Raw genomic sequence first — 25,873 nt, 5'->3', positions numbered from 1 at the left:
CCGACAGCCGCTGACTGGATTACGGCCGGTTTTCGCCGGGCCCGCGCCCCGACAGCGTGATCAGCGCCGCGTACCCGTTCGTCCGCAGCACGCACGACGCGCGGCCGTGCGCCGACACCGCGTCGTAGCGGCCGAGTCCGGTGTCCGTTCCGTCGATGACGGCGCCGTCCTCCAGCGCCACGGCCAGCACCGTCCCGCCCTCGGGCGGTGCGAGGCGCAGGGTGCCGCGTACGACCGCCACCTCGGCCCGTACGCGGTTCCTCCGGTACATCACGTTGAGGTTGACGACCGGGCCCGCCAGCAGCCGTCCGCCGGTCTCCACGTCGCCCGGGAAGTCGTGGGGCCAGTACGGCTCGTCGACGATGTGGTGCTCACCGTCCACCATGAGGTCCATTCCGGCGCCCTCCACCACGGTCAGGGTGCGGTCCACACCGGGGAACGCGGAGAACGGCCCGTCCTCGGTGACGTCCGCGAGGCTGACCCGCCAGTCGAAGCCGTCGCCCGCCGGGCCGGTGGCCGCGGCGATCTCGCGGGTGACTCCCCCGCCGTTCTTCCAGGGGGCCGGGGCCCGGCCCGCCGCGCGCAGGATCCGGAACGCCTCTGAGGTCATGGGGGGGTGCTCCGGTCTCGACGGGGGCAGGGAGGGGGGCGAGGACAGGACACCGAGCCTAGCCACCTGATGGTCCCGGCTCCCCCGGGGTTCGCTATCTTGATCGCCGCCGCCCCCCACCGGCCGCTCTCACCCCGTTCACCGATGAAGGAGCCGGCCATGGAGGCCGCCATCACCACGTGCTACCGCCATCCCTCGTACGAGACGTATGTGAGCTGTACCCGTTGCGAGCGCTTCATCTGCCCCGACTGCATGCGTGCGGCCTCGGTCGGCCACCACTGCGTGGAGTGCGTGAAGGAGGGGCGGCGTTCGGTCCGGCAGCCGCGGACGGTCTTCGGCGGGGCGGTGGCCGGGAGCGCGGTTCCGCTCGTCACCTATGTGCTGATGGGCCTGAACATCCTGGTGTACCTGGCCGAGCTGGTGCGCCCGGGGATCGTGGACCGGTTCGGCATGACGGGTGCGGAGCTGACCGGTCCGGACGGTGTCAGGTACGTCTACGAGAGCGGCGGCATCCCGGGCTTCGAGGTGACCGGGGTGCTGGGCGGTGAGTGGTACCGGCTGCTGACGGGCACCTTCCTGCACCTGCCGCCCGACGGGTCGGCCCTCGGTTCGGTGCCGTTCGGGGTGCTGCACATCGCCTTCAACATGTACGCGCTGTGGAACCTGGGCCGGGTCGTCGAGGAACAGCTGGGGCGGGTCCGCTTCCTGGCGCTGTACCTGCTCTCCGCGCTGGGCGGTTCGGTGCTGGTGTACCTGGTCGCGCCGCTGGACACCTCGGTGGGCGCCTCCGGTGCGGTGTTCGGGCTCGCGGCGGCCTTCTACGTGATCAGCAGGCGGCTGGGCCGGGACATGCGCGCGGTGAACAGGTTCCTGGCCGGGTTCCTGGTGTGGATGGTGGTCTCGGCCGGTTTCACCTCGTGGCAGGGCCATCTGGGCGGGCTGCTGACCGGTGCGCTGGTGACGGTGGTCTACGCGTACGCCCCGGCGGATCGGCGTACCTCGGTCCAGGCCGCCGGGTGTGTGGTGCTGTCCGCGGTGCTGGTGCTGCTGGTGGTCCTCAAGACGTCGGCGCTGACGGGCTGAGCGCGCCCGGCCCGGGATGCGCCACGGCGCCTGCCGAATCGTCCGGTCGGGGACGGGCAGGCGCCGCGTTCAGTTCCGTACGCCGTTGTACGGGACGTCTGTGTGCCGTGATCAGACCATCATGGAACGGTCCGTCGGGCGGATCGGGGCCGGCAGTGCGCTGGCCCCGGTCAGGAAGCGGTCCACGCCTCGTGCCGCGGAGCGGCCCTCGGCGATGGCCCACACGATGAGGGACTGGCCTCGGCCGGCGTCACCGGCGACGAAGACACCGTCCACGTTCGTAGCGTACTGGTCGTCGCGGGCGACGTTGCCACGGGTGTCGAGTTCCAGGCCGAACTGCTGGACGAGGCCGTTGGCCTGGTCGGTGCCGGTGAAGCCCATGGCGAGGGTGACCAGCTGCGCCGGGATGACCCGTTCGGTGCCGGCCTTCTGCTCCAGCTTGCCGTCCTTGAACTCCACCTCGATGAGGTGGAGGGACTGGACGTTGCCGTCCTCGTCGCCCTCGAAGTGGGTGGTGGAGACGGAGTAGATCCGCTCGCCGCCCTCCTCGTGCGCGGAGGTGACCTTGTAGAGCATCGGGAAGGTCGGCCAGGGCTGGTTGGCGTTCCGGTCCTCGCCCGGCCGGGGCATGATCTCCAGCTGTGTGACGGAGAGCGCGCCCTGCCGGTGGGCGGTGCCGACGCAGTCGGCGCCGGTGTCACCGCCGCCGATGACGACGACGTGCTTGCCCTCGGCGGTGATCGGGGAGACCGTGAGGTCGCCCTCCTGCACCTTGTTGGCGAGCGGCAGGTACTCCATCGCGAAGTGCACGCCGTTCAGCTCGCGGCCCGGTACGGGCAGGTCGCGGGAGACGGTGGCACCGGCGGCGATGACGACGGCGTCGTAGCGGCGGCGCAGCTTGGCGGCGTCGACGTCCCTGCCGACCTCGACCTCGGTGCGGAACTTGGTGCCCTCCGCGCGCATCTGCTCGATGCGGCGGTTGATGTGCGACTTCTCCATCTTGAACTCGGGGATGCCGTACCGCAGCAGGCCCCCGATGCGGTCCGCGCGCTCGTAGACGGCGACCGTGTGGCCGGCCCGGGTCAGCTGCTGGGCGGCGGCGAGTCCGGCCGGTCCGGAGCCGATGACGGCGACGGTCTTGCCGGAGAGGCGCTCGGGCGGCTGCGGGGTGACGTCGCCCCGGTCCCACGCCTGGTCGATGATCGAGACCTCGACGTTCTTGATGGTGACGGCCGGCTGGTTGATGCCGAGCACGCACGCCGACTCGCACGGGGCCGGGCAGAGCCGCCCGGTGAACTCCGGGAAGTTGTTCGTGGCGTGCAGGCGCTCGGACGCGGCCGTCCAGTCCTCGCGGTAGGCGTAGTCGTTCCACTCGGGGATGAGGTTTCCGAGCGGGCAGCCCTGGTGGCAGAACGGGATGCCGCAGTCCATGCAGCGGCCGGCCTGCTTGCTGATGATCGGGAGCAGCGAGCCCGGAACGTAGACCTCGTTCCAGTCCTTGACGCGCTCATCCACGGGGCGGGTCTTGGCGACCTCGCGGCCGGTGGTCAGGAAGCCCTTGGGGTCAGCCATTGGTCGCCGCCTCCATCATCTTCTCGGTGGTCTCCTGCTCGGAGAGACCGGCGAGCTCAGCGGCGTCCTTGGCGGCGAGCACTGCCTTGTAGGTGGACGGGATGATCTTGCTGAAGCGGGTCACCGAGGTGTCCCACTCGGCGAGGAGCTTCTCGGCGACCGTGGATCCGGTCTCCTCCTGGTGGCGGCGCACGACGTCGTGCAGCCACTGCTTGTCGGTGTCGGAGAGCTCCTCGACGGCGCCGAGGTTCCCAACGTTGACGTGGTCGCGCTGGAGGTCGATGACGTAGGCGACGCCGCCCGACATACCGGCCGCGAAGTTGCGTCCGGTCTCGCCGAGGACGACGGCGTGTCCGCCGGTCATGTACTCGCAGCCGTGGTCGCCCACGCCCTCCGAGACGACGGTGGCACCGGAGTTGCGGACGCAGAAGCGCTCGCCGGTACGGCCGCGCAGGAACAGTTCGCCGCCGGTCGCGCCGTAGGCGATGGTGTTGCCCGCGATGGTGGAGTACTCCGCGAGGTGGTCGGCGCCCCGGTCCGGACGGACGATGACGCGGCCGCCGGACAGGCCCTTGCCGACGTAGTCGTTGGCGTCGCCCTCCAGGCGCAGGGTCACACCGCCGGGGAGGAAGGCGCCGAAGGACTGGCCCGCGGAGCCGGTGAAGGTGATGTCGATGGTGTCCTCGGGCAGGCCCGCACCGCCGAACTTCTTCGTGACCTCGTGGCCGAGCATGGTGCCGACGGTCCGGTTGATGTTGCGGATCGTGATCTGCGCGCGGACCGGCTGGGCGGCCTCGGCGCTGTCGGCCTGCAGGGCGTCGGCGGCGAGCTTGATCAGCTCGTTGTCCAGCGCCTTGTCCAGCCCGTGGTCCTGCTCCGCGATCTGGTGGCGGACGGCGCCGTCGGCCAGCTCGGGGACGTGGAACAGCGGGGCGAGGTCGAGGCCCTGGGCCTTCCAGTGCGTGATCGCCCGGTCGGTGTCGAGCAGCTCGGCGTGGCCGACGGCCTCCTCGATCGTCCGGAAGCCGAGCTCTGCGAGGATCTCGCGGACTTCCTGGGCGATGAACTCGAAGAAGTTGACGATGTACTCGGCCTTGCCGGAGAAGCGGTCCCGCAGGACCGGGTTCTGGGTGGCGATGCCGACGGGGCAGGTGTCCAGGTGGCAGACGCGCATCATGACGCAGCCGGAGACGACGAGCGGCGCGGTCGCGAAACCGAACTCCTCTGCGCCCAGCAGGGCGGCGATGACGACGTCGCGGCCGGTCTTGAGCTGGCCGTCGGTCTGGACGACGATGCGGTCGCGCAGGCCGTTGAGCAGCAGCGTCTGCTGGGTCTCGGCGAGGCCGAGCTCCCAGGGGCCGCCCGCGTGCTTCAGCGAGGTGAGCGGGGAGGCGCCCGTTCCGCCGTCGTGTCCCGAGATGAGGACGACGTCCGCGTGGGCCTTGGAGACACCGGCGGCGACCGTGCCGACGCCGACCTCGGAGACCAGCTTCACGTGGATGCGGGCCGCCGGGTTGGCGTTCTTGAGGTCGTGGATCAGCTGAGCCAGGTCCTCGATGGAGTAGATGTCGTGGTGCGGCGGCGGCGAGATCAGGCCGACACCGGGGGTGGAGTGCCGGGTCTTGGCGACCCACGGGTAGACCTTGTGGCCGGGCAGCTGGCCGCCCTCGCCGGGCTTGGCGCCCTGCGCCATCTTGATCTGGATGTCGTCCGCGTTGACCAGGTACTCGCTGGTGACGCCGAAGCGGCCGGAGGCGACCTGCTTGATGGAGGAGCGGCGCGCCGGGTCGTAGAGCCGGTCGGCGTCCTCGCCGCCCTCGCCGGTGTTGGACTTGCCGCCCAGCTGGTTCATGGCGATGGCGAGGGTCTCGTGCGCCTCGCGGGAGATCGAGCCGTAGGACATGGCGCCGGTGGAGAAGCGCTTGACGAGGTCCGAGACGGACTCGACCTCTTCGATGTCGATGGACTCGCGGTCCGAGGTGAAGCCGAACAGGCCGCGGAGCGTCATCAGCCGCTCGGACTGCTCGTTCACCCGGTCCGTGTACTGCTTGAAGATGTCGTAGCGCCGGTTGCGGGTGGCGTGCTGGAGGCGGAAGACCGTGTCCGGGTCGAACAGGTGCGGTTCGCCCTCGCGGCGCCACTGGTACTCGCCGCCGATCTCCAGCGCGCGGTGCGAGGCGGAGATACCGGTGGCCGGGTAGCCCTTGGCGTGCCGGGCGGCGACCTCCTTGGCGACGACGTCGAGTCCGGCGCCGCCGATCTTGGTGGCGGTGCCGTTGAAGTACCGGTCGACGAAGGACTGGTCGAGGCCGACGGCCTCGAAGACCTGGGCGCCCCGGTAGGAGGCGACGGTGGAGATGCCCATCTTGGACATCACCTTCAGGACGCCCTTGCCCAGTGCGTAGATCAGGTTGCGGATGGCCTGCTCGGCCTCGATGCCCTCGATGAAGGTGCCGGCCCGGACCAGGTCCTCGACGGACTCCATGGCCAGGTACGGGTTGACCGCGGCGGCGCCGAAGCCGATCAGCAGCGCGACGTGGTGGACCTCGCGGACGTCACCGGCCTCGACCAGCAGGCCCACCTGGGTGCGCTGCTTGGTGCGGATGAGGTGGTGGTGGACGGCCGAGGTGAGCAGCAGCGACGGGATCGGCGCGTGCTCCGCGTCGGAGTGCCGGTCGGACAGGACGATCAGCCGGGCGCCGTCCTCTATGGCGGCGTCGACCTCGGTACAGATCTCCTCGATCCGTGCGGCCAGCGCCTCGCCGCCGCCGCCGACCCGGTAGAGACCGGAGAGCGTGGCGGCCTTCATGCCCGGCATGTCGCCGTCGGCGTTGATGTGTATGAGCTTGGCCAGCTCGTCGTTGTCGATCACCGGGAACGGCAGCGTGACGCTGCGGCAGGCCGCGGCGGTCGGCTCCAGGATGTTGCCGGCCGGGCCGAGCGTGGAGCGCAGCGAGGTGACGAGCTCCTCGCGGATGGCGTCCAGCGGCGGGTTGGTGACCTGGGCGAACAGCTGGGTGAAGTAGTCGAAGAGCAGCCGGGGCCGGGCGGACAGCGCGGCGATCGGGGAGTCCGTGCCCATGGAGCCGAGCGGTTCGCCGGCGGTGCGGGCCATCGGGGCGAGGATGACGCGGAGCTCTTCCTCGGTGTAGCCGAAGGTCTGCTGGCGGCGGGTGACGGAGGCGTGCGTGTGCACGATGTGCTCCCGCTCGGGGAGGTCCTCCAGCTCGATCTCGCCGGTTTCCAGCCAGTCCTGGTAGGGCTGCTCCGCGGCGAGGGACGCCTTGATCTCGTCGTCCTCGATGATGCGGTGCTCGGCGGTGTCGACGAGGAACATCTTGCCGGGCTGCAGGCGGCCCTTGCGGACGACCTTGGCGGGGTCGATGTCCAGGACACCGACCTCGGAGGAGAGCACGACGAGTCCGTCGTCGGTGACCCAGTAGCGGCCGGGGCGCAGACCGTTGCGGTCGAGGACCGCGCCGACCTGGACGCCGTCGGTGAAGGTGACGCAGGCCGGGCCGTCCCAGGGCTCCATCATCGTGGAGTGGTACTGGTAGAAGGCGCGCCGGGCCGGGTCCATGGAGGCGTGGTTCTCCCACGCCTCGGGGACCATCATCAGCACCGAGTGCGGCAGCGAGCGGCCGCCGAGGTGGAGCAGCTCCAGGACCTCGTCGAAGGAGGCGGAGTCGGAGGCGTCCGGGGTGCAGACGGGGAAGATCCGGTCCAGCTGCTCCGTACCGAAGAGGCTGGAGGCGAGCTGGGACTCGCGGGCCTTCATCCAGTTGCGGTTGCCCTTGACCGTGTTGATCTCGCCGTTGTGCGCGACGAAGCGGTACGGGTGGGCGAGCGGCCAGCTCGGGAAGGTGTTGGTGGAGAAGCGGGAGTGGACCAGCGCGACCGTGGTGGCGAAGCGGGCGTCGGAGAGGTCCGGGAAGAACGGCTCCAGCTGCCCGGTGGTGAGCATTCCCTTGTAGACGATCGTGCGGGCGGAGAGCGACGGGAAGTAGACCCCGGTCTCACGCTCGGCGCGCTTGCGCAGCACGAAGGCCTTGCGGTCCAGGACGATGCCGGTGCTCTCGCCGTCCGCGACGAAGAGCTGCCGGAACTCGGGCATGGTGGCGCGGGCGCCCTTGCCGAGGATGTCGGGGGTGACCGGGACGTCGCGCCAGCCGAGGACCTTGAGGCCCTCTTCCGCGGCGATCTTCTCAAGGTCCCGGACGGCCGTTGTGGAGTCGTCCGCGGGCAGGAACGCGATGCCGACGGCGTAGGCACCGGCCTCGGGGAGGTCGAAGGGGACCTCCGCGCGCAGGAAGGCGTCCGGTACCTGGAGCAGGATTCCGGCTCCGTCACCGGAGTCGGGCTCGGATCCGGTGGCGCCGCGGTGTTCGAGATTGCGCAGTACGGTCAGCGCCTGCTCTACCAGCTCGTGGCCGGCCACACCGGTCAGAGTGGCCACGAACCCGACACCACAGGCGTCGTGCTCGTTGCGGGGGTCGTACATCCCCTGCTGGGCGGGGCGACCGTCCATGGGCGACCAGGCGTCGGTGCGCATCGGCTCTCCCGTCGTCGTCGTGGCATATGAACAGCCGAGGGACGACTCTGGCCCTCTGCGAAATTTCGTGCAGATTACATGATGGGACGCTTCTCAAGAAGCGGATAGCTCGTTCCAACATACGGACACCGCTGATGGCGGTGGAGGGGGTCGCAGTCGGAGGATCGGCGCCCGGAAGAACGCAGAGAGCAGGCGTCGTTGCCTGCGGTGTCTACGGCTCATGCCCGGCGGAAGCGAAAACGAAACCGCCGGGTAACGACTACTTATGTGTAGCCCTGCATAGAGACTCATTTTACGTCGCGTGAACACGTTCCGCCCAGTGGCGCCGATCAGGACGTACGTCACACGGATGACGCACACGTTACGGGCCGGGACCGTGGTTCCGGTCCCGGCCCGTAACGGGGCGACAGTCTTTCAGCCGCCGACCGCGACGCCGAACAGCATGCCCAGGCCGTAGGTGAGCGCGGCCGCCGCGCCGCCGAGCACCAGCTGACGCAGCCCGCTGAACCACCAGCTGCGGGCCGTGACCCGGGCGACCACCGCGCCGCAGCCGAAGAGCCCGGCCAGGGCCAGCAGCACGGCCGGCCACAGCGCGTCCGCGCCGAGCAGGTACGGCAGCAGGGGCAGCAGGGCGCCCAGCGCGAAGGCGCCGAACGAGGAGACGGCGGCGACGAGCGGCGAGGGCAGATCGCCCGGGTCGATGCCGAGCTCCTCGCGGGCGTGGATCTCCAGGGCCTGTTCCGGGTCGCGCGACAGCTGCCGGGCGACCTCGCGGGCGAGGCCCGCGTCGACGCCCCGGGACTCGTAGAGCTGCGCCAGCTCCCGCTCCTCGTCCAGCGGGTGCTTGCGCAACTCCCGCCGCTCGACGTCGAGTTCGGCCTCCACCAGCTCACGCTGCGAGGCGACGGAGGTGTACTCGCCGGCCGCCATCGAGAACGCCCCGGCGGCCAGACCGGCCAGTCCGGTGATCACGATCGTGCGGTGCGAGACGTCACCGCCCGCGACGCCGGTCATCAGCGCGAGGTTCGAGACGAGACCGTCCATGGCGCCGAAGACCGCCGGCCGCAGCCAGCCACCGTTCACATCGCGGTGGGTGTGGTTGTCCCGGTGCGCCTCGTGCAGTACGGCGTCGGTCTCGATGATGGACACAGCTCTCCCCTTCTCCCGGAGCGGTGTTCACCGGCTCCGGCCCCGTTCGACACCATCGAAAGTACGCACGAAAAATGGCCCCCGCCAGCAAGGCAGGCCGTACTTACCACTGTCTGTGACCAGGTAGGTACGGCTTGCCTTGCTGTCCGAAGGCCGTCATCCGAGTGGCCCTTTTGTGGCGATTACCGGCCTCTGTCCCGGCTCCGCGTGGCACAGATCCCACAGGTACGAGAACTGGCTCGGTACGAGCGAAGGGTCGACGCGATGGAGCTGATGGCGGGAAATCCGGCAGTGCCGCGGACGGACGGGACGCGGGCGGCGGTCCGAGGGGCCCCGGCCCCCGGCGAAACAGTCCGGGGCGGTCCGGCCGACCGGGCCAGGGGCTCGCTGCTGGGCCTCGCGGTCGGCGACGCGCTGGGCGCGCCCGCGGAGAACATGCGGCCCTCCGAGATCCGCCGCCGCTGGGGCCGGATCGAGGGCTTCGTGAGCGACGACCCGGCGGGCACCGACGACACGGAGTACGCGATCTTCTCCGGGCTGCTGCTGGCCCGGCACGGTTCCGCGCTGACCGTGACCCATGTCGAGCGGGCCTGGCGGCTGTGGATCGCGGACCTGGACGAGGGGCCGTTCCGAGGTGCCGGTTTCAGCGAGCGCGGCACGCTGGAGAACCTGCGCCGGGGACTGACCGCCCCGATCTCCGCCCAGCACCGGCACGCCTGGAGCGACGGTCTGGCGATGCGGGCGGCGCCGTTCGGGGTCTTCGCGGCGGGCCGTCCCACGGAGGCGGCCCGGCTGGTCGCGGTGGACGGCCGGGTCAGCCACGACGGCGAGGGCATCTACGGCGGCCAGGCGGTGGCGGCCGGGGTGGCGGCCGCCATGACGGGGTCCGGGGTCACCTCCGTGATCGCCGCCGCGCTCTCCGTCGTACCGATGGACTCCTGGACGGCGCGTTCGCTGCGCCGCGCGGTGACCGCCGCCCGGCGCCCGTACCCGGACCGGCTCACGATGGAGCGCGCGGTGCGCTCGGCCGTGGTCGTCGGCGGCTACCCGTGGACGGACCTGGCCCCGGAGGCGGTCGGGCTGGCCTTCGGGGCGTTCGCCGCGGCGCGCGGCGACTTCCGCACGGCGGTGCTGACCGCGGTCAACATGGGCCGCGACGCCGACACCACGGCCGCGGTGGCGGGCGCGCTGGCCGGGGCGCTGCACGGGGCCTCGGCCATTCCGGCGCACTGGGCGGCGGCCATCGGCCCGGTCCGGGGCAGCTGCCTGCCCTCGATGCGCGGCTACCACGTCCTGGACATCGCGGAACTCCTCACCCCGGCAGAGGCGGAGGCGGAGGCAGACGAACGGTCCGGGCATCGGCCCCCGGCCCCCGGCCCCGGCGGCGGAGCACCCCCTCCCGAAGAAGACGCCCAAGAAGACACCGGGGAAAGCACCGGCCGGGGCCTCCGCGACGCCGCACCGGCGGTGCGCCCATGACCGGCACCGCCCGCCGCGCCCGGATCGAGGGGCTGCTCCTCGGGCTGGCCGCCGGGGACGCCGCCGGATGGCCGGCCGCGCGGCACCGGGCGGCCCGGATGCCGGAGTGGACCAGGCGCCTCACCCGCGAGCTGGACACCTTCGCCGAGCAGAACGCGACCACCACACTGCCGGTCCCCATCGCCCTCAACCAGCCGCCGGAACCGCTGCGGCTCGGCCCCTCCGACGACGCCGAATGGGCGGCGTTCGCGGCCGGGACCGTGCTCACCTCCGCGGCGGGCCCGCTGCACGGCCTCTCCCCCGGCCGCCGGATCCGGGCCGCGGTGGACGTCGCCTGGAACGCGCTGGCCGCGGAGGTCGCCGCGGCCGCCGCACGGGCGCCGGAGGTCGAGTCGGCGGTCCTGCCGCTGCGGGCCCGGATCTCGGTACGGGCCGGGCTCGGCAACCTCGCCGCCGGACTGCGCCCGCCCGCCACCGGCCACGACAACCCGCACTACTTCGACGACGCGGCGTGTGTGCGGGCCGCCGTGCTGGCCGTCGTCCACCCCGGCGATCCGGTGGCTGCGGCCGATCTCGCGGAGTTCGACGCGCGCTACACCCAGGACGGCGACGGGGTGCACGGGGCGCGGGCGATGGCCGCCGCGATCGCGCAGGCGCTCGGCGGAGCGGACGTGGACACGGCGGTGAACGCCGCGCTGGCCCAGCTCCCGGAAGGCACCGAGATCGCCCGCAACGCCGCCCACGCGGTCCGGATCGCCCGCGACTTCGCCGGTGAGGCGGCCGGTGCCTTCGCCCTCGTACCGGTGCTGGAGCACCAGATCGTGGACCACGTCTACAGCTACGGGATCGCCGCGGCCGAGACCGTCCCGGTCGCCCTGGCCCTGGCCACCGCCGCCCGGGGCGAGATCGCGCAGGCCGTACCGTCCGCCGCCTGCCTGTCCCGGGTCGCCGATTCGGCGCCCGCCCTGGCCGGTGCGCTGACGGGCGCGCTCGGCTCCGTCACCAGCGTGCCGGACGGCTGGCGCGAGGCCTGCCGCACCCTCGCGGGGTGCGCGCTGCCCCGTTTCGCGGGCACGGATCTGCTGGAACTCGCCGGGCTGCTGGCAGACACGGAACCGGCACCCCCGGGTGGACAATTCGGACATGACATCCACCGCGCCCCCGGCGCCCACGAGGTCCGTACCGCCCACGACACCCACGGCGCTCACGCTCGATGAACGGATCGCGGGCGCGCTCGTCGGCGCCGCCGTCGGTGACGCGCTCGGCGGGCCGGTCGAGGGACGGCCCCCCGAGCAGATCGTGGCCCGGCACGGCGGGCGGATCACCGGCGTCGTCGGCCCCTGGGACGGCGACGACTGGCGGACCGCCCGCCCCATCGCCCCGTACCACAAGGGCGACGGGCACGTCACCGACGACACCTTGATGACCCATGCGCTGGTCCGGGTGTACGGCAAGGTGCGTGGCCATCTCGACGCGTACTCGGTCGCGGAGCACCTGGTACCGGAGCTGATCTCGAACCCCCGCTGGATTCCGGAGCTGGAGGCAGAGGCGCTGCCGCTCCAGCGGGTCTTCCTGGCGGAGAAGTGGATCGTCGCCCGGCTGCACTACGGCCATGTCGACCCGCGCGAGGCGGGCGCCGGAAACATCGTCAACTGTGGTGCGGCGATGTACATGGCGCCGGTCGGACTGGTGAACGCGGCCCATCCGCAGGCCGCCTACGCCGAGGCGCTGGATGTCGCGGGCGCCCACCAGTCGTCGTACGGCAGGGAGGCGGCCGGGGTGTTCGCGGCCGCCGTCGCCGCGGCCTGCGTCCCGGGGGCGACGCCCACGAGCGTCATCGAGACGTGTCTGTCGCTGGCCAAGGACGGCACCCGGGCGGCGATCGACGCGGTCTGCGAAACGGCCGTCGGGTACCGGGACTTCGAGTCCGCCCTGGCCCCGCTGCGGGAGGCGGTCGCCCCCTTCGACACCGTGGGCCCCGACTACCGCGCGCCCTCGCTCGGCGCCCGACGCCCCTCCCGGCTGCACGCCATCGAGGAACTCCCCGTCGCGCTCGGCATGCTGCTCGTCGGGGACGGCGACTACCGGCGAACGGTCCTGGGGTCCGTCAACTACGGGCGGGACTGCGACTCGATCGCCACCATGAGCGGCGCCGTCGCGGGCGCCCTGCACGGCGAGGGCGCGATCCCCGCCGACTGGGTGAGCACGGTCGCCGGGGCCAGCCGCCTCGATCTGCACGCCCCGGCCCGGACCCTGGCGGACGTCGCCCGCGAGGTGTTCGCACACGACACGGCCCGCCGCCGCGCCCACGAGAACGCCTTCGCCGCGCTGGCGGACACGCCATGACCACGACCGTGCGGGCCACCTGGGTGCAGCCGGAGGACCTGGTCGGACACGAACTGCGGCAGGCCGCGCAGGACGGGCGGGACGCCCGGGACATCGAGCGCCGGTGGTACGAGGCCGGCGGATCACCCGCCCCGGAGCGCGCGGGCGCCTCCGAGCACCCCGCACCGCCAGGACTGCGCGCGGTCGCCGGCCGGCTGCTGGACGAACTCGCCCTGCTGGAATCACCGTTGGCCGACAACGAGCCAACCGCCCTGGACGCGATCCGGGCCGCCTGCCCGCGCTGGCCGCTCCCCCGCACCGCCCCGTCCGGCGTCGACCGCGAGCGGCTGCACGCGGCCTGGCTCGGGCGGGCGGCGGGCTGCCTGCTCGGGAAACCGGTCGAGAAGCTGCCGCTGGAGGGCATCCGCGCACTGGCCCGCGCCACCGGGAACTGGCCGCTGGCCACCTGGTTCACCGCCAGGGGGCTGCCCCCTGAACTGGCCGCCACCTACCCCTGGAACCGGCGCTCCGCGGCCACCTCGCTCGCGGAGAACATCGACGGGATGCCGGAGGACGACGACCTCAACCACCCCCTCCTCACCCTGCTGCTGCTCCGGCGTCACGGCCGTTCCTTCACCACCGCGGACCTCGCCCGGCTCTGGCTGGACGAGCTTCCGGCCGGCCGGACGTTCACCGCGGAGCGGATCGCGTACCGCAATCTGCTGGACGGCATCGAGCCGCCCGACACCGCCTCGTACCGCAATCCGTTCCGGGAGTGGATCGGTGCGCAGATCCGGGCCGACGTGCACGGCTGGACCCACCCCGGCGATCCGGGCGCGGCGGCGGAGCAGGCACACCGGGACGCGGTCCTCACCCACACCGGGAACGGGGTGTACGGCGCCATGTTCACCGCCGCCGCCCTGGCGGAGGCGGCCGGCGGCGAGGCCGACGCGCACGGCTGCCTGGCCGCCGGGCTCAGGGTCGTACCACCGCGTTCGCGGTTCGCACGGGCGGTACGGGACGGCGTCGAAGCGGCCCGCGCGCAGGACGACTTCGACGCGGTCGTCGACCGGCTGCACGCGGCGTACGGCCACTACCACTGGGTGCACGTGCTGCCCAACGCGGCGCTGCTCGCCGCCGCGCTCACGCACGCCGACGGCGACTTCTCCGGCTCGGTCTGCCGTGCGGTGTCCGGCGGCTGGGACACCGACTCCAACGGGGCGACCGCCGGTTCGCTCGCCGGACTGCTGGCCGGGCGGCCCGAAGCACTGCCCGACCGGTGGACCGCCCCGCTGAAGAACCGTCTCGCCACGTCCGTACCGGGTTTCGACTCGGTCGGCTTCGACACCCTCGCAGAGCTGACCCACCGGCTCACCCACCAGGAGGCACTGTGCCCATGACCAGAGTCGCGGTGCTCGGCAGCACCAATATGGACCTCGTGGCCTACACGGACCGGGCCCCGGAGCGCGGACAGACCGTCACCGGACGGGAGTTCCGCACCGTGCCCGGCGGCAAGGGGGCCAACCAAGCGGTCGCCGCCGCCCGCGCCGGGGGCGACGTGATGATGATCGGCGCCGTCGGCAACGACGAATACGGTCCCCGGCTGCGGGAGAACCTGGAGCACTCGGGCGTCGACACCGATCTGCTGCACACCGCCGAGGGGCCCAGCGGTACCGCGCACATCGTGGTGGACGCCAAGGGCTCCAACGCGATCGTGGTCATCCCCGGGGCCAACGGCGCGGTCACCGCGCTCGGTCCCGGCGAGATCGCCGCGATCGCCGGGGCCGATCTGCTGCTGCTCCAGCTGGAGCTGCCGCTGTCCGCCGTGGTCGAGGGAGCGCGGGCCGGTCACGCCCAGGGGGTACGTGTGCTCCTCACCCCGTCGCCCGTACGGGAGCTGCCCGACGAACTCCTGGACTGCGTCGACCTGCTGATCCCCAATGAGCACGAGGCCGCCGAGCTGTCCGGCCACACCGAGCCGCACGCGGCGGCGGAGGTCCTGCTCGGCCACGTACCGGCGGTCCTCATCACCCTCGGCTCCAAGGGCTGCCTGTACGCGGCCCGGGGCAGCACCGCCGTCCACTTCCCCGCCCCCGACGTCGGCGCCGTCGACACCACGGGCGCCGGCGACACCTTCGTCGGCGCGCTCGCGGTGGCCATCGGTGAGGGCCGGGCGGTGCCGCAGGCCGTCGCCTGGGCCTCCGCGGCGGCCGCGCTCTGCGTGCAGAAGCCCGGCGCCTCGACGTCCATGCCGTACCGCAGCGAAATCGACGCCGCATGACCGGGCCCGCGGCGGCGCCGCTGACCGGACTGCGGGTCATCGACCTGGCCACGCTCTTCGCCGGGCCGCTGTGCGCCACCATGCTCGGTGACTACGGCGCCGAGGTGATCAAGGTCGAGCATCCGGGCCGCCCCGACCCGTCCCGGGGCCACGGCCCCACGAAGGACGGCATCGGGCTGTGGTGGAAACTGCTCGGCCGCAACAAGCGCACCATGACCCTCGATCTGTCCGGGGCCGGTGGGCGCGACATCCTGCTGCGGCTCGCCGCCGAGACCGATGTGATCATCGAGAACTTCCGGCCGGGCACGCTGGAGCGGTGGGGCCTTGGCTGGGAGGAGCTGCACGCCGTGAATCCCCGGCTGGTGCTGGCCCGGGTCACCGGCTTCGGGCAGTTCGGCCCGTACGCGCATCGGCCCGGTTTCGGGACGCTCGCGGAGGCGATGAGCGGTTTCGCTGCGATCACCGGGGAGCCGGACGGTCCGCCGACGCTGCCGCCGTTCGGGCTGGCCGACTCGATCGCGGCGATCGCCACGGCGTTCGCGGTGACGACCGCGCTGGCCGCGCGGGAGCGCACCGGGCAGGGGCAGGTCGTCGATCTGGCGATCATCGAACCGATCCTGACGGTGCTCGGCCCGCAGCCCCTCTGGTACGACCAGCTCGGCTACGTCCAGCCGCGCACCGGCAACCGTTCGCGCAACAACGCCCCGCGCAACACCTACCGCACCTCCGACGGTCAGTGGGTGGCCGTCTCCACCTCCGCGCAGTCCGTCGCGGAACGGGTGATGCGCCTGGTGGGACGGGCGGAGCTGATCGAGGAGCCGTGGTTCGGCTCGGGCACCACCCGCGCCGAGCACTGCGAGGAGCTCGACGAGGCGGTCGGCAACTGGATCGCCCGGCACACCCGGGACGACGCGGTCTCCGCGTTCGAGAAGGCGGAGGCCGCCATCGCGCCCGTCCACGACATCCGCGACGTGATGGAGGACCCGCAGTACCGGGCGCTGGACTCCGTCACCGAGGTCGACGATCCGGAGCTGGGCCCGTTGCGGATGCAGAACGTCCTGTTCCGGCTCTCCGCGACCCCGGGGGCGATCCGCTGGGCGGGACGGCCGCACGGCGCGGACACCGAGGAGATCCTCACCGGTCTCGGGCTGAGCGGCGCGGAGATCTCGGCGCTGCGGGCGGAGCGTGTCCTGTGACCGCGACGATCCCCCTCAGCTGGCTGTACGTCCCCGGCGACCGGCCGGACGTGGTGCGCAAGGCCCGTGCGTCGGGGGCGGACGTGGTGATCGTGGACCTGGAGGACGCGGTCGCTCCGGACCGCAAGGAGTACGCGCGGGCGGCCACCGCAGAGCTCCTCTCCGAACCGGCGGCGACCGGTGCGACACCGCTCCACGTCCGGGTCCACACCGAGGCCGACGTCACGGCACTGGCCGGGCTGCCGGGCCTCGCGGAGCTGCGGCTGCCGAAGATCACCCACGCGGCCTCCGTCCATCACATCGCGGCGCTGGCCCCCGGGGTCGCGCTCTGCCCGCTGCTGGAGTCGGCGCTCGGCATCGAGCACGCGTACTCGGTGGCGGCGGCCCATCCGCAGGTCCGGTCCATCGCGCTGGGCGAGGCGGATCTCCGGGCCGATCTGGGGGTGCGGGACGACACCGGGCTCGACTGGTCGCGCAGCCGGGCGGTGGTCGCGTGCCGGGCCGCCGGGCTGGCCCCGCCGACCCAGTCGGTGTTCCCGGACGTCCGGGACCTGGACGGCCTGTGGGCGTCCTGCGCGCACGGGCGGGCGCTGGGGTTCCTGGGGCGGGCGGCGATCCATCCCCGGCAGCTTCCGGTGATCGAGCGGGCGTTCCGGCCGACGCCGCAGGAGATCGAGGCGGCACAGGAGATCGTCGAAGCGGCCCGCGTGGAGGCGGGTGCGCTGGCCCTGCCGGACGGGCGCTTCGTGGACGCGGCGGTGGTGGCCTCGGCCCACCGCACGCTTGCCCTGGCCGGGCGCACGGTGGTCACCGGCCCACGCTGACCCCGGGGCCCCCTTCGATGACGCCCGGCGACCGGGGGCGCGGGGGCGTACGACGTGGCGAGGGGCCGCCGGATCGTCCGGCGGCCCCTCGTTGTCGTTGTGTCGGCGTCAGCCCTTGGCCGTCTCCGCCGCGTCCTGCGTCTTGGACGCCTCGGGCTCGACCGAGGCATCGGACTCGACCACCGCGTCCTCGGACTTCACATCACCGGTCTGCGCGTCAGCGGACTTCGCGTCGCCGGACTTCGCGTCGCCGGCCTCAACCGCGTCCGACGCCTCCGGAGCATCCGGCTCGCCCGGCTCGACGATCTCCTCGCGGCCCGGCCGTACCTTCGCCGAGATCACCATGTAGACCACCGCCAGCACGAACACGATCAGCGCGGTCCACACGTTCAGGCGCAGGCCCAGGATGTGGTGGGCCTCGTCGACCCGCATGTACTCGATCCACGCACGGCCCGCGCAGTAGGACGCGACGTACAGCGCGAACGCCCGCCCGTGCCCGAGCTTGAACCGGCGGTCCGCCCAGACGACCAGGAGGGCCACCCCGATGCACCAGAGCGACTCGTACAGGAACGTCGGGTGGTAGGTGCCCGCCACCCGGTTGGGGCCCTCGCTGATCTTCAGCGCCCACGGGACGTCGGTCTCCCGGCCGTACAGCTCCTGGTTGAACCAGTTGCCCCAGCGGCCGCAGGCCTGGGCCACGGCGATACCGGGAGCGAGCGCGTCGGCCCAGGCCGGCAGCGGGATCCCCCGGCGGCGGCAGCCGATCCAGGCACCGACCGCGCCGAGCGCGATAGCGCCCCAGATCCCGAGGCCGCCCTGCCAGATCTTGAAGGCGTCGACCCAGTCCTCACCGTCGCTGAAGTACAGCTGGTAGTCGGTGATGACGTGGTAGAGCCTCCCGCCGACCAGGCCGAAGGGCACCGCCCAGACGGCGATGTCGGCAACCGTGCCGGCTCTGCCCCCCCGGGCGATCCAGCGCTTGTTGCCGAGCCAGACGGCGACAAACACACCGATGATGATGCAGAACGCGTAGCCGCGGAGCGGGATCGGGCCGAGATCGATCACGCCGGTCGACGGGCTGGGAATGTAGGCAAGGTCCATGACAGGGTCGACGCTACCTTGCCGGGCGGGAGGTACGGCAACCCGCCCGACAACTTCTGGGTAACGAGCCGGTCATCGATTCCCCAGGTATCCGCCGTTCAGGACCCCGACGGGGCGGGGGTGGCGGTGCCCTTCCCCTTGCCCTTGTTGGCCTCCGCGACCCACTTCTTCAGGTTGGCGACGGTGATCGGTTCGTTCCCCTTCTTGGGGAAGATCGACTGGCCGTTGAGCAGCGCCGTCGGCGTGCCCTGGAAGCCTCCGTCGCGGAACGCCTTGTCGGACTTCTGGACCCAGCTGTCGTGCGTGCCGTCCTCGACACAGCTGCGGAAGGCGGGCGTGTCGAGCCCGTCGACCTTCTTGGACAGGTCGATCAGCTTGCTGTTGTCACCGAAGGCGTCGTCGGTCTCCTGCGGCTGATTGCGGTACAGGACGTCGTGGTACGCGGAGAACTTGCCCACGTCCTGGGCGCAGGCCGCGGCGTTGGCGGCCTTGAGGGAGCCGCTGCCGCCGAGATTGCCGTCGATCAGCGTGGCGAGGTGGTACTCGACCTTGAGCTGCTTGCTCTGCTCCAGCTGGTGGATCGTGTCCCGGAACGCGTTCTCGAACTGGGCGCAGACGGGGCAGCGGAAATCCTCCCAGATCGTGAGGGTGGACGGGGCGTCGTCCGCTCCCACCTGGATGGCGAGGCTGTCCTTGCCGGTCGCGCCCGACGGTGCGACGGCGGGACCCGACGCCTTGTCCTTGCTGCCCTTTCCGCCGCTGTTGGCGGCGATCACGCCGACGACCGCGGCCAGGGCGAGGACACCCACCACGGCGGTCGAGACGATCAGCGTGCGGCGGCGGCGCTCCCGCGCCTTCAGCTGCTCACGCTGTTGGTTCAGCCGGTCTCGCGCGGCCCTTTTTCCCTCTTGGTTCTTCTCGCTCACACCGCAGCAACGAACCGGGGAGGCACTCGCGTGCCTCCCCGGTCCCAGGTCCACCCATTCGGGTGACGCCCGGTATCAGCGCTTTCGAACACCTTCGGCAAGATCGGCCGCCAGGGAGCGGACGGCCGCCAGCCCGGCCGCCTCGTCGGGCGCGTCCAGCATGCACTTGACGAAGGCGGTACCGACGATCACCCCGTCCGCGAACCCGGCGACCTCGGCCGCCTGGTCCGCGTTGGAGACGCCGAGGCCGACGCAGACCGGGATCGAGGTGGTGGCGCGGGTGCGCCGCACCAGGCCCTCCGCCTGTTCGCCGACCGAGACGCGGGTGCCGGTGACCCCCATCAGCGAAGCGGCGTAGACGAAGCCGGAACCGGCCGCCGTGATGGTGGCGAGGCGCTCGTCCCTGCTGCTGGGCGCGACGACGAAGACGGTCGCGAGACCGTGCTTCTCGGCGTGCTCGCGCCACAGGGCGGACTCCTGGACCGGCAGGTCGGGCAGGATGCACCCGGCGCCGCCCGCCTCCGCCAGCTCGGCGGTGAAGCGCTCGACGCCGTACCGGTCGATCGGGTTCCAGTACGTCATGACCAGGATCGGGATCCCGGTGGCCTCGTGCGCCTCGCGGACCGTGCGCATCACGTCGGCGATCTTCACGCCGCCGCGCAGCGCGATGTCGTCGGCGGTCTGGATGACCGGGCCGTCGAGCACCGGGTCGCTGTGCGGCAGGCCCACCTCGATGACGTCGGCGCCGCCTTCGGCCACCGCCTTGATGGCCGCGATACCGCCGTCGACGGTCGGGAACCCGGCGGGCAGGTACGCGATCAGCGCCGCCCGGTCCTCGGCCCTGGCCGCCGCGAGGGTGGTGTTCAACAGCTCGATGTTGCCGCTCACTTGGCGTCCCCCTCGATCTCGGCGGCGCGGCCGGACGCGTCCGCCTCGACGGTCGCGTCGGTCTCGTACAGCCCGAAGTACCGGGCCGCCGTGTCCATGTCCTTGTCGCCCCGGCCGGACAGGTTGACCAGGATCAGGCCGTCCTTGCCGAGCTCCTTGCCGACTTCCAGGGCACCGGCCAGCGCGTGCGCGCTCTCGATGGCCGGGATGATCCCCTCGGTGCGGGAGAGCAGCCGGAGCGCCTGCATGGCCGCGTCGTCGGTGACGGCGCGGTACTCGCCCCGGCCGATGTCCTTCAGGTAGGCGTGCTCCGGGCCGATGCCCGGGTAGTCCAGACCGGCCGAGATGGAGTACGGCTCGGTGATCTGGCCCTCCTCGTCCTGGAGGACGTAGCTGCGCGAACCGTGCAGGATGCCGGGCTCGCCCTCGGTCAGGGTCGCCGCGTGCTCGCCCGTCTCCACGCCGTGCCCGGCCGGCTCGCAGCCGATGAGGCGGACATCCGCGTCCGGGATGAGGGCGTGGAAGAGGCCGATGGCGTTGGAGCCGCCGCCGACGCAGGCGACCGCGGCGTCCGGCAGCCGGCCGGTCCGCTCCAGGATCTGCCGCCTGGCCTCGACGCCGATGACGCGGTGGAAGTCGCGGACCATGGCGGGGAAGGGGTGCGGGCCCGCGACCGTACCGAAGAGGTAGTGCGTGCGGTCCACGTTGGCGACCCAGTCGCGGAACGCCTCGTTGATGGCGTCCTTGAGGGTGCGGGAGCCTGACTTCACGGCGATGACCTCGGCGCCGAGCATCCGCATCCGCGCCACGTTCAGCGCCTGGCGCTCGGTGTCGACCTCGCCCATGTAGATCGTGCATTCGAGGCCGAACAGCGCGCAGGCGGTCGCGGTGGCGACGCCGTGCTGGCCGGCCCCGGTCTCCGCGATGACCCGGGTCTTGCCCATGCGCCGGGTGAGGAGCGCCTGACCCAGCACGTTGTTGATCTTGTGCGAGCCGGTGTGGTTGAGGTCCTCGCGCTTGAGGAAGATCCGGGCGCCGCCCGCGTGTTCCGCGAAGCGCGGCACCTCGGTCAGCGCGCTGGGGCGGCCGGTGTAGTTGACCATGAGCTCGTTGAGCTCCGCGGCGAAGGCCGGGTCGGCCTTCGCCTTGTCGTACTCGACGGCGACCTCGTCCACGGCGGCGACGAGCGCCTCCGGGATGAACTTTCCGCCGTACGCGCCGAAGTACCCCTCGGCGCTGGGAATCAGACCCTCCGGGTCCGGAATGAAGAAGTCGGACGACATCTCGACGTACTCCTCGGCATGGCATGGGGTGGATGCGTGGATTCACCGTGTTGCGCCGTGAGCGAGGCGCCGCCTCGGCCGGGGGCCGGGCGGTGCGGGTCGTGCGGTACCGCCGGAGGGCGGTGGGTGCGACGGCCGGGGTTCGCTCTACTGCGCGGACCCCGTGCGCCATCGCATGCCGTTGACCTGGCCGGGTTCGTCACCGATCACGTACCGCACCCGCCGGCCGTGCACGCGGCGCGCGGGGGCGCGGCAGCCGCGGGGGCGGCAGCCGCGCGCCAGCGGCGCGTGCGGGTCCCGGCCGGTGGCCCCGGCGGGGCGCAGGCCCGGCCGGACACGGGGCGCGGAACGGTCGGTGGACACGGGTGAGGTCAGCCCCGTCCGTGCCGGAGTGCCGGGTGGGCGCCGGCGGCGACCAGGTCGGCGACGGCGACCCGCGGGTCGCGGCCGGTGACCAGGGACTCGCCGACCAGTACGGCGTCCGCGCCGGCGTTGGCGTAGGCGATGAGGTCGTGCGGGCCCCGGACACCGGACTCCGCGACCTTGACGATGCGGTCGGGGATCTCCGGGGCGACCCGCTCGAAGGTGGAGCGGTCGACCTTGAGGTCCTTCAGGTTGCGCGCGTTGACGCCGATGATCCGTGCGCCGGCGTCGACCGCACGCTCCGCCTCCTCCTCGTCGTGCACCTCGACCAGCGGCGTCAGGCCGATGGACTCGGCGCGCTCGATCAGGGAGACCAGCGCCTCCTGGTCGAGGGCGGCGACGATCAGCAGGGCGAGGTCGGCACCGTACGCCCGCGCCTCCCAGAGCTGGTAGGAGGTGACGATGAAGTCCTTGCGCAGGACCGGGATGTCGACCTTGGCGCGGACGGCCTCCAGGTCGGCGAGCGAACCGCCGAAGCGGCGCTCCTCGGTGAGGACCGAGATGACGGAGGCGCCACCCGCCTCGTAGTCCGCGGCCAGTGCGGCCGGGTCGGCGATGGCGGCAAGGGCCCCCTTGGAGGGGCTGGAGCGCTTTACCTCGCAGATGACGGTCACGCCCTCGCCGCGCAGGGCGGCGACTCCGTCCTTCGCCTGGGGAGCGCGCGCCGCGCGCTCCTTCAGCTCGTCGAGGCTGACGCGCGCCTGCCGCTCCGCGAGGTCGGCGCGTACGCCGTCGATGATCTCGTCGAGCACACTCACGCGATCGGCCCCCTTCCGGGACGGTGACAAGAGAACAGGATCAGCCATGCCGATGGTATCCGCAGGAGGCCGGTGGGCCCGCATCCGGCCGATGAATGTCCCACTACCTGGGCATTCGCACGGCCCGCTGCCGGGGTATTCACGGCGCCAGCGCCGATCCGAACGGGAGATTCCGAACAACGGTGAAGATCAGCAGGACGGCTCCGACCGCCCACCAGTGGACGGGCCGCGGCGCGAACCGCGCGGGCTTCCCGGTGGCCGCGCGGACCATCCAGAGGACCCAGACCACGGCGAAGATCCCGTAGCCGATGACAGCGGGGGCGTTGGAGCCGAACGCCGTCCCGAGGTCGCCGTGGGCGACCGCGTAGGCGCTGCGCAGCCCGCCGCAGCCGGGGCAGTAGATGCCGGTGAGGCGGAGCAGCGGGCAGACCGGGTAGTGGCCCGGTTCGTTGGGGTCGACGGAGCCGACGAGGACGAAGGCCCCGAGGACGCCCGCCATGGCACCGGCCGGGGCGGCGATCCGCCGCAGCCGTGAGGCGGGGACGGGCGCCGGCCGGAAGACCGGTGGGAACGGTCCCGGCTGCCCCGCGGGCGGGCCGGGGGGCGGCTGGGGGCCGTCCGGCGCGGGCAGAGGGCCGGGGGCCGCGGAGGCGCCGGGCGCGGGGCGGTGGCCCGGCGTCCGCGGGGCGGCTGGAGAGGGCGAAGCGTCCACCCGGTGATTGTCCCCGCTGACGCGGAAAGGCGCAGCCCGATCCGGGCTGCGCCTCACGTGCGTACGTCCCGCGGAGGGGTCAGGAGGTCTGCGCCTGCCCGGCGCGGGCCCTGGCCTGGGCCAGCTCCGCCGACTCCTTCGGCATGCCGAGACCGGCGGCCTTCATCGCGAGCCCGACGATTCCGCCGACGACGGTGACGGCGATACCGGCCCAGAAGCCGAGCGGGTTGGCCGCGACCATGAAGACGCCTGCGATGCAGAAGCCGATGAACGAGATGATGACACCGGTCCAGGCGGCCGGGGTGTGTCCGTGGCTGCTGCCCGCCATGAGTTGCTCCTCGTTGGTGTTGCGCTGTTGGTATCGCTCGGTGTCGCTGTGCGCAGTGCCGGTGCCGCTGTGGGTGCCGCTGTGCTGTGAGCTCGGCCCATTGTCCCGTACGCGCGGACCGGACGTTTGCTGGGGGGTCATGCCTCGCGCGTCGGGTCCTCGCCCCGGTCCAGGGCCTTCCACAGGTCCTCGGGCCGGTCGGGATCCATCGTCTTGCGGGGGGCCTTGCGGGGGCGCGGGGTGCCGTCGCGCTCGTACCGCCCGGACATGGTGGGCCAGCGCCTGCCGTACCGCAGGGCGAGCAGCCCGGCGAGCAGGATCAGCAGCCCGCCGGCCGAGGTCACATAGGGCCAGGCGGTGTGGCTGAGGGCGCCGATGGTGGCGGCGCTGTCGCCGGTGCTCCGCGCGGCCCGTTCGTCGAGCGCGGAGCTGTCGGAGGCGCCGAGGAAGGCGCTCAGGGCGGCGCCGAGTCCGCTGAGGGCGAGCAGTCCCGCGACGAGGAGCCGGCCGCCGCTGCGGACGGCGAAGACGGCGACGAGGGCGGCCAGGCCGACGATGGCGAGGGCGGCCGGGACACCGGTGACGTCCTGTCCGTCGGCGCTCAGCGGCAGGGCGCCGCCGCCGACCGAGGCCCGGCCCCTGGCCCAGGTCTGCCCGGACGCGAGGAGGACGACGGTGGCGCCGGCTGCCCCGAGGAGCAGGCCGGCGGCCAGGCTTCGGCGGCTGCCCGCGCTGTTGGGCGCGGAGGCGGCTTCGGCACGGGGCTGGGGTACGGGGACAGCGCTCACGTACCCCACTATCCCCTACCGCCCCGGAGTTACGGGCACACGGGGGGTGTGAGATGGAGCCCGCCCGCGCGGGCCCCCGGGTGCGGTGTCAGGCCCTCACGCGCCGCCGAGGCGGTTGGCGGTGTGGACGGCGCGCAGCACCGCCGCGGCCTTGTTGCGGCACTCGGTGTCCTCCGCGACCGGGTCGGAGTCCGCGACGACGCCCGCGCCGGCCTGGACGTACGCCGTTCCGTCGCGCAGCAGGGCGGTGCGGATGGCGATGGCCGTGTCGGAGTCACCGGCGAAGTCGAGGTAGCCGACGCAGCCGCCGTACAGCCCTCTGCGGGTGGGTTCGAGCTCCTCGATGATCTGCATGGCGCGCGGTTTCGGGGCTCCGGAGAGGGTGCCCGCGGGGAAGCAGGAGGTGAGGACGTCGAAGGCGGTGTGGCCCTCGGCGACGCGGCCGGTGACGGTGGAGACGATGTGCATGACGTGCGAGTACCGCTCGACCGACATGAAGTCGACGACCTCGACGCTGCCGGGCTCGCAGACCCGTCCCAGGTCGTTGCGGCCGAGGTCGACGAGCATCAGGTGCTCGGCGCGCTCCTTCGGGTCGGCCAGCAGCTCCTCCGCGAGGGCCTGGTCCTCCTGCGGGGTGGCGCCCCGGTGCCGGGTCCCGGCGATCGGGTGGACCATCGCGCGGCCGTCCTCGACCTTGACGAGCGCCTCGGGGCTGGAGCCCGCGACGTCGAAGCCGTCGAACCGGAAGAGGTACATGTACGGCGAGGGGTTGGTGGCGCGCAGCACCCGGTAGACGTCCAACGCGCTTGCCGTGCACGGCGTCTCGAAGCGCTGGGAGGGGACGACCTGGAAGGCCTCGCCGGCCCTGATCCGCTCCTTCACGTCCTCGACGGCGTCCTGGTAGGCCTTGCCGCCCCACAGCGCGGTGTACGGCGGGAGCTCGGAGGCCGGCAGGGCGGCGGGGGCGTTCTCGACGGGGCGGCGCAGGTCCCGCTCCATGGCGTCGAGCCGGTCCACCGCGTCGGTGTAGGCCTCGTCGACGCCGGTGGCCAGGTCGTTGTGGTTGATCGCGTTGGCGATCAGCAGGACGCTGCCGTCCCAGTGGTCGAGGACGGCGAGGTCGGAGGTGAGCAGCATGGTCAGCTCGGGGAGCTTGAGGTCGTCGCCCCCGCTCTCGCCGATCTTCTCCAGGCGGCGCACGATGTCGTAGCCGAGGTAGCCGACCATGCCGCCGGTGAAGGGCGGCAGTCCGGACTCCTGCTCGTGCGGGGTGTGCAGGGCCTCGATGGTGGCGCGCAGGGCCTGGAGCGGGTCGCCGTCGACCGGGACGCCGACCGGCGGGGTGCCCAGCCAGTGGGCCCGGCCGTCGCGGGCGGTGAGCGTGGCGGCACTGCGTACCCCGATGAAGGAGTAGCGCGACCAGGTGCGGCCGTTCTCCGCGGATTCCAGCAGGAAGGTGCCGGTGCGCTCGCCCGCGAGCTTGCGGTAGAGGCCGACCGGCGTGTCACCGTCCGCGAGGAGCCGGCGGGTGACGGGGATGACGCGCCGGTCGATGGCCAGCTTCCGGAAGGTGTCGAAGTCCATGGCGGCTGACC

The 25,873-nt window shown here is 72.5% G+C and carries 22 protein-coding genes; 8 read left to right on the top strand and 14 right to left on the bottom strand.

Annotated elements, in window-relative coordinates; genetic code table 11:
- Positions 1-19: 19 nt before the first annotated feature.
- Positions 20-610: a HutD family protein gene (locus tag ACFVQ0_RS22240; RefSeq protein WP_390090509.1), complete on the bottom strand. Its 591-nt coding sequence runs from the start codon at positions 608-610 to the stop codon at positions 20-22.
- A 159-nt stretch (positions 611-769) separates the two neighbouring features.
- Here ACFVQ0_RS22240 and ACFVQ0_RS22235 point away from each other — a divergent pair, with 159 nt between their 5' ends.
- Positions 770-1,693 (top strand): rhomboid family intramembrane serine protease, encoded by a 924-nt coding sequence (locus tag ACFVQ0_RS22235; protein WP_390090507.1) that lies wholly within the window; start codon positions 770-772, stop codon positions 1,691-1,693.
- Between the two features lie 111 nt (positions 1,694-1,804).
- On the opposite strand, the gene ACFVQ0_RS22230 is transcribed toward ACFVQ0_RS22235, so the two are convergent.
- The 3 genes from ACFVQ0_RS22230 to ACFVQ0_RS22220 all read right to left on the bottom strand — a co-directional run bounded on the left by ACFVQ0_RS22230 (position 1,805) and on the right by ACFVQ0_RS22220 (position 8,966).
- Complete coding sequence (locus ACFVQ0_RS22230) at positions 1,805-3,265, bottom strand: glutamate synthase subunit beta (protein ID WP_390090505.1); 1,461 nt, start codon at positions 3,263-3,265, stop codon at positions 1,805-1,807.
- Positions 3,258-7,817 carry a glutamate synthase large subunit gene (gltB, locus tag ACFVQ0_RS22225; RefSeq protein ID WP_390090503.1) on the bottom strand — a complete coding sequence of 1,520 codons (4,560 nt, stop codon included), beginning with the start codon at positions 7,815-7,817 and terminating at the stop codon, positions 3,258-3,260. The genes ACFVQ0_RS22230 and gltB overlap by 8 nt, the downstream gene beginning before the upstream one ends.
- A 414-nt stretch (positions 7,818-8,231) precedes the next feature.
- On the bottom strand, positions 8,232-8,966 hold the full coding sequence (locus tag ACFVQ0_RS22220) for a VIT1/CCC1 transporter family protein (RefSeq protein ID WP_390090501.1): 735 nt from the start codon (positions 8,964-8,966) through the stop codon (positions 8,232-8,234).
- Between the two features lie 264 nt (positions 8,967-9,230).
- On the opposite strand from ACFVQ0_RS22220, the gene ACFVQ0_RS22215 reads away from it, so the two are divergent.
- The 7 genes from ACFVQ0_RS22215 to ACFVQ0_RS22185 are packed head-to-tail and all read left to right on the top strand — an operon-like array spanning position 9,231 to position 17,071.
- Positions 9,231-10,445 (top strand): ADP-ribosylglycohydrolase family protein, encoded by a 1,215-nt coding sequence (locus ACFVQ0_RS22215; protein ID WP_390090767.1) that lies wholly within the window; start codon positions 9,231-9,233, stop codon positions 10,443-10,445.
- On the top strand, positions 10,442-11,662 hold the full coding sequence (locus ACFVQ0_RS22210; protein WP_390090499.1) for an ADP-ribosylglycohydrolase family protein: 1,221 nt from the start codon (positions 10,442-10,444) through the stop codon (positions 11,660-11,662). Before ACFVQ0_RS22215 ends, ACFVQ0_RS22210 begins: the two co-directional genes overlap by 4 nt.
- Entirely contained in the window at positions 11,589-12,791 is a 1,203-nt protein-coding gene (locus ACFVQ0_RS22205) for an ADP-ribosylglycohydrolase family protein (RefSeq protein WP_390090497.1), read from the top strand. The genes ACFVQ0_RS22210 and ACFVQ0_RS22205 overlap by 74 nt, the downstream gene beginning before the upstream one ends.
- Entirely contained in the window at positions 12,788-14,170 is a 1,383-nt protein-coding gene (locus tag ACFVQ0_RS22200; RefSeq protein ID WP_390090495.1) for an ADP-ribosylglycohydrolase family protein, read from the top strand. Before ACFVQ0_RS22205 ends, ACFVQ0_RS22200 begins: the two co-directional genes overlap by 4 nt.
- Positions 14,167-15,051 carry a ribokinase gene (gene rbsK, locus ACFVQ0_RS22195; protein WP_390090493.1) on the top strand — a complete coding sequence of 295 codons (885 nt, stop codon included), beginning with the start codon at positions 14,167-14,169 and terminating at the stop codon, positions 15,049-15,051. The genes ACFVQ0_RS22200 and rbsK overlap by 4 nt, the downstream gene beginning before the upstream one ends.
- Positions 15,048-16,247 carry a CaiB/BaiF CoA transferase family protein gene (locus ACFVQ0_RS22190; RefSeq protein ID WP_390090491.1) on the top strand — a complete coding sequence of 400 codons (1,200 nt, stop codon included), beginning with the start codon at positions 15,048-15,050 and terminating at the stop codon, positions 16,245-16,247. Before rbsK ends, ACFVQ0_RS22190 begins: the two co-directional genes overlap by 4 nt.
- Positions 16,244-17,071 (top strand): HpcH/HpaI aldolase/citrate lyase family protein, encoded by an 828-nt coding sequence (locus ACFVQ0_RS22185; protein ID WP_390090489.1) that lies wholly within the window; start codon positions 16,244-16,246, stop codon positions 17,069-17,071. Before ACFVQ0_RS22190 ends, ACFVQ0_RS22185 begins: the two co-directional genes overlap by 4 nt.
- Positions 17,072-17,179: 108 nt before the next feature.
- Here the strand turns inward: ACFVQ0_RS22185 and lgt are convergent, their stop codons facing one another.
- From lgt to ACFVQ0_RS22135, 10 genes are all read right to left on the bottom strand, one after another.
- Positions 17,180-18,172 (bottom strand): prolipoprotein diacylglyceryl transferase, encoded by a 993-nt coding sequence (gene lgt, locus ACFVQ0_RS22180; protein WP_390090487.1) that lies wholly within the window; start codon positions 18,170-18,172, stop codon positions 17,180-17,182.
- 98 nt (positions 18,173-18,270) lie between these two features.
- Complete coding sequence (locus ACFVQ0_RS22175) at positions 18,271-19,098, bottom strand: thioredoxin domain-containing protein (RefSeq protein ID WP_390090485.1); 828 nt, start codon at positions 19,096-19,098, stop codon at positions 18,271-18,273.
- 75 nt (positions 19,099-19,173) lie between these two features.
- On the bottom strand, positions 19,174-19,986 hold the full coding sequence (gene trpA, locus ACFVQ0_RS22170; RefSeq protein ID WP_390090483.1) for a tryptophan synthase subunit alpha: 813 nt from the start codon (positions 19,984-19,986) through the stop codon (positions 19,174-19,176).
- Positions 19,983-21,269 (bottom strand): tryptophan synthase subunit beta, encoded by a 1,287-nt coding sequence (gene trpB / locus ACFVQ0_RS22165; RefSeq protein WP_390090481.1) that lies wholly within the window; start codon positions 21,267-21,269, stop codon positions 19,983-19,985. Before trpB ends, trpA begins: the two co-directional genes overlap by 4 nt.
- Before the next feature lie 147 nt (positions 21,270-21,416).
- Positions 21,417-21,632, bottom strand: a complete 216-nt coding sequence (gene trpM, locus ACFVQ0_RS22160) for a tryptophan biosynthesis modulator TrpM (protein ID WP_390090479.1) — start codon at positions 21,630-21,632, stop codon at positions 21,417-21,419.
- 8 nt (positions 21,633-21,640) lie between these two features.
- The gene (trpC, locus tag ACFVQ0_RS22155) at positions 21,641-22,450 is read right to left on the bottom strand and encodes an indole-3-glycerol phosphate synthase TrpC (protein WP_311306239.1); all 810 of its coding nucleotides are present in this window, start codon (positions 22,448-22,450) and stop codon (positions 21,641-21,643) included.
- Between the two features lie 139 nt (positions 22,451-22,589).
- Entirely contained in the window at positions 22,590-23,162 is a 573-nt protein-coding gene (locus tag ACFVQ0_RS22150) for a DUF2752 domain-containing protein (RefSeq protein WP_390090477.1), read from the bottom strand.
- 79 nt (positions 23,163-23,241) lie between these two features.
- On the bottom strand, positions 23,242-23,490 hold the full coding sequence (locus ACFVQ0_RS22145) for an HGxxPAAW family protein (protein WP_390090475.1): 249 nt from the start codon (positions 23,488-23,490) through the stop codon (positions 23,242-23,244).
- Positions 23,491-23,627: 137 nt separating this feature from the next.
- On the bottom strand, positions 23,628-24,287 hold the full coding sequence (locus ACFVQ0_RS22140) for a TIGR02234 family membrane protein (protein WP_390090473.1): 660 nt from the start codon (positions 24,285-24,287) through the stop codon (positions 23,628-23,630).
- Between the two features lie 87 nt (positions 24,288-24,374).
- Positions 24,375-25,862, bottom strand: coding sequence for an anthranilate synthase component I (locus tag ACFVQ0_RS22135; RefSeq protein WP_390090471.1), 1,488 nt, complete (start codon positions 25,860-25,862; stop codon positions 24,375-24,377).
- Between the last annotated feature and the right edge of the window lie 11 nt (positions 25,863-25,873).

Source organism: Streptomyces sp. NPDC057900, assembly GCF_042887885.1.
Taxonomy (GTDB): Bacteria; Actinomycetota; Actinomycetes; order Streptomycetales; family Streptomycetaceae; genus Streptomyces.
This window is presented reverse-complemented; position numbering and strand designations above follow the sequence as displayed.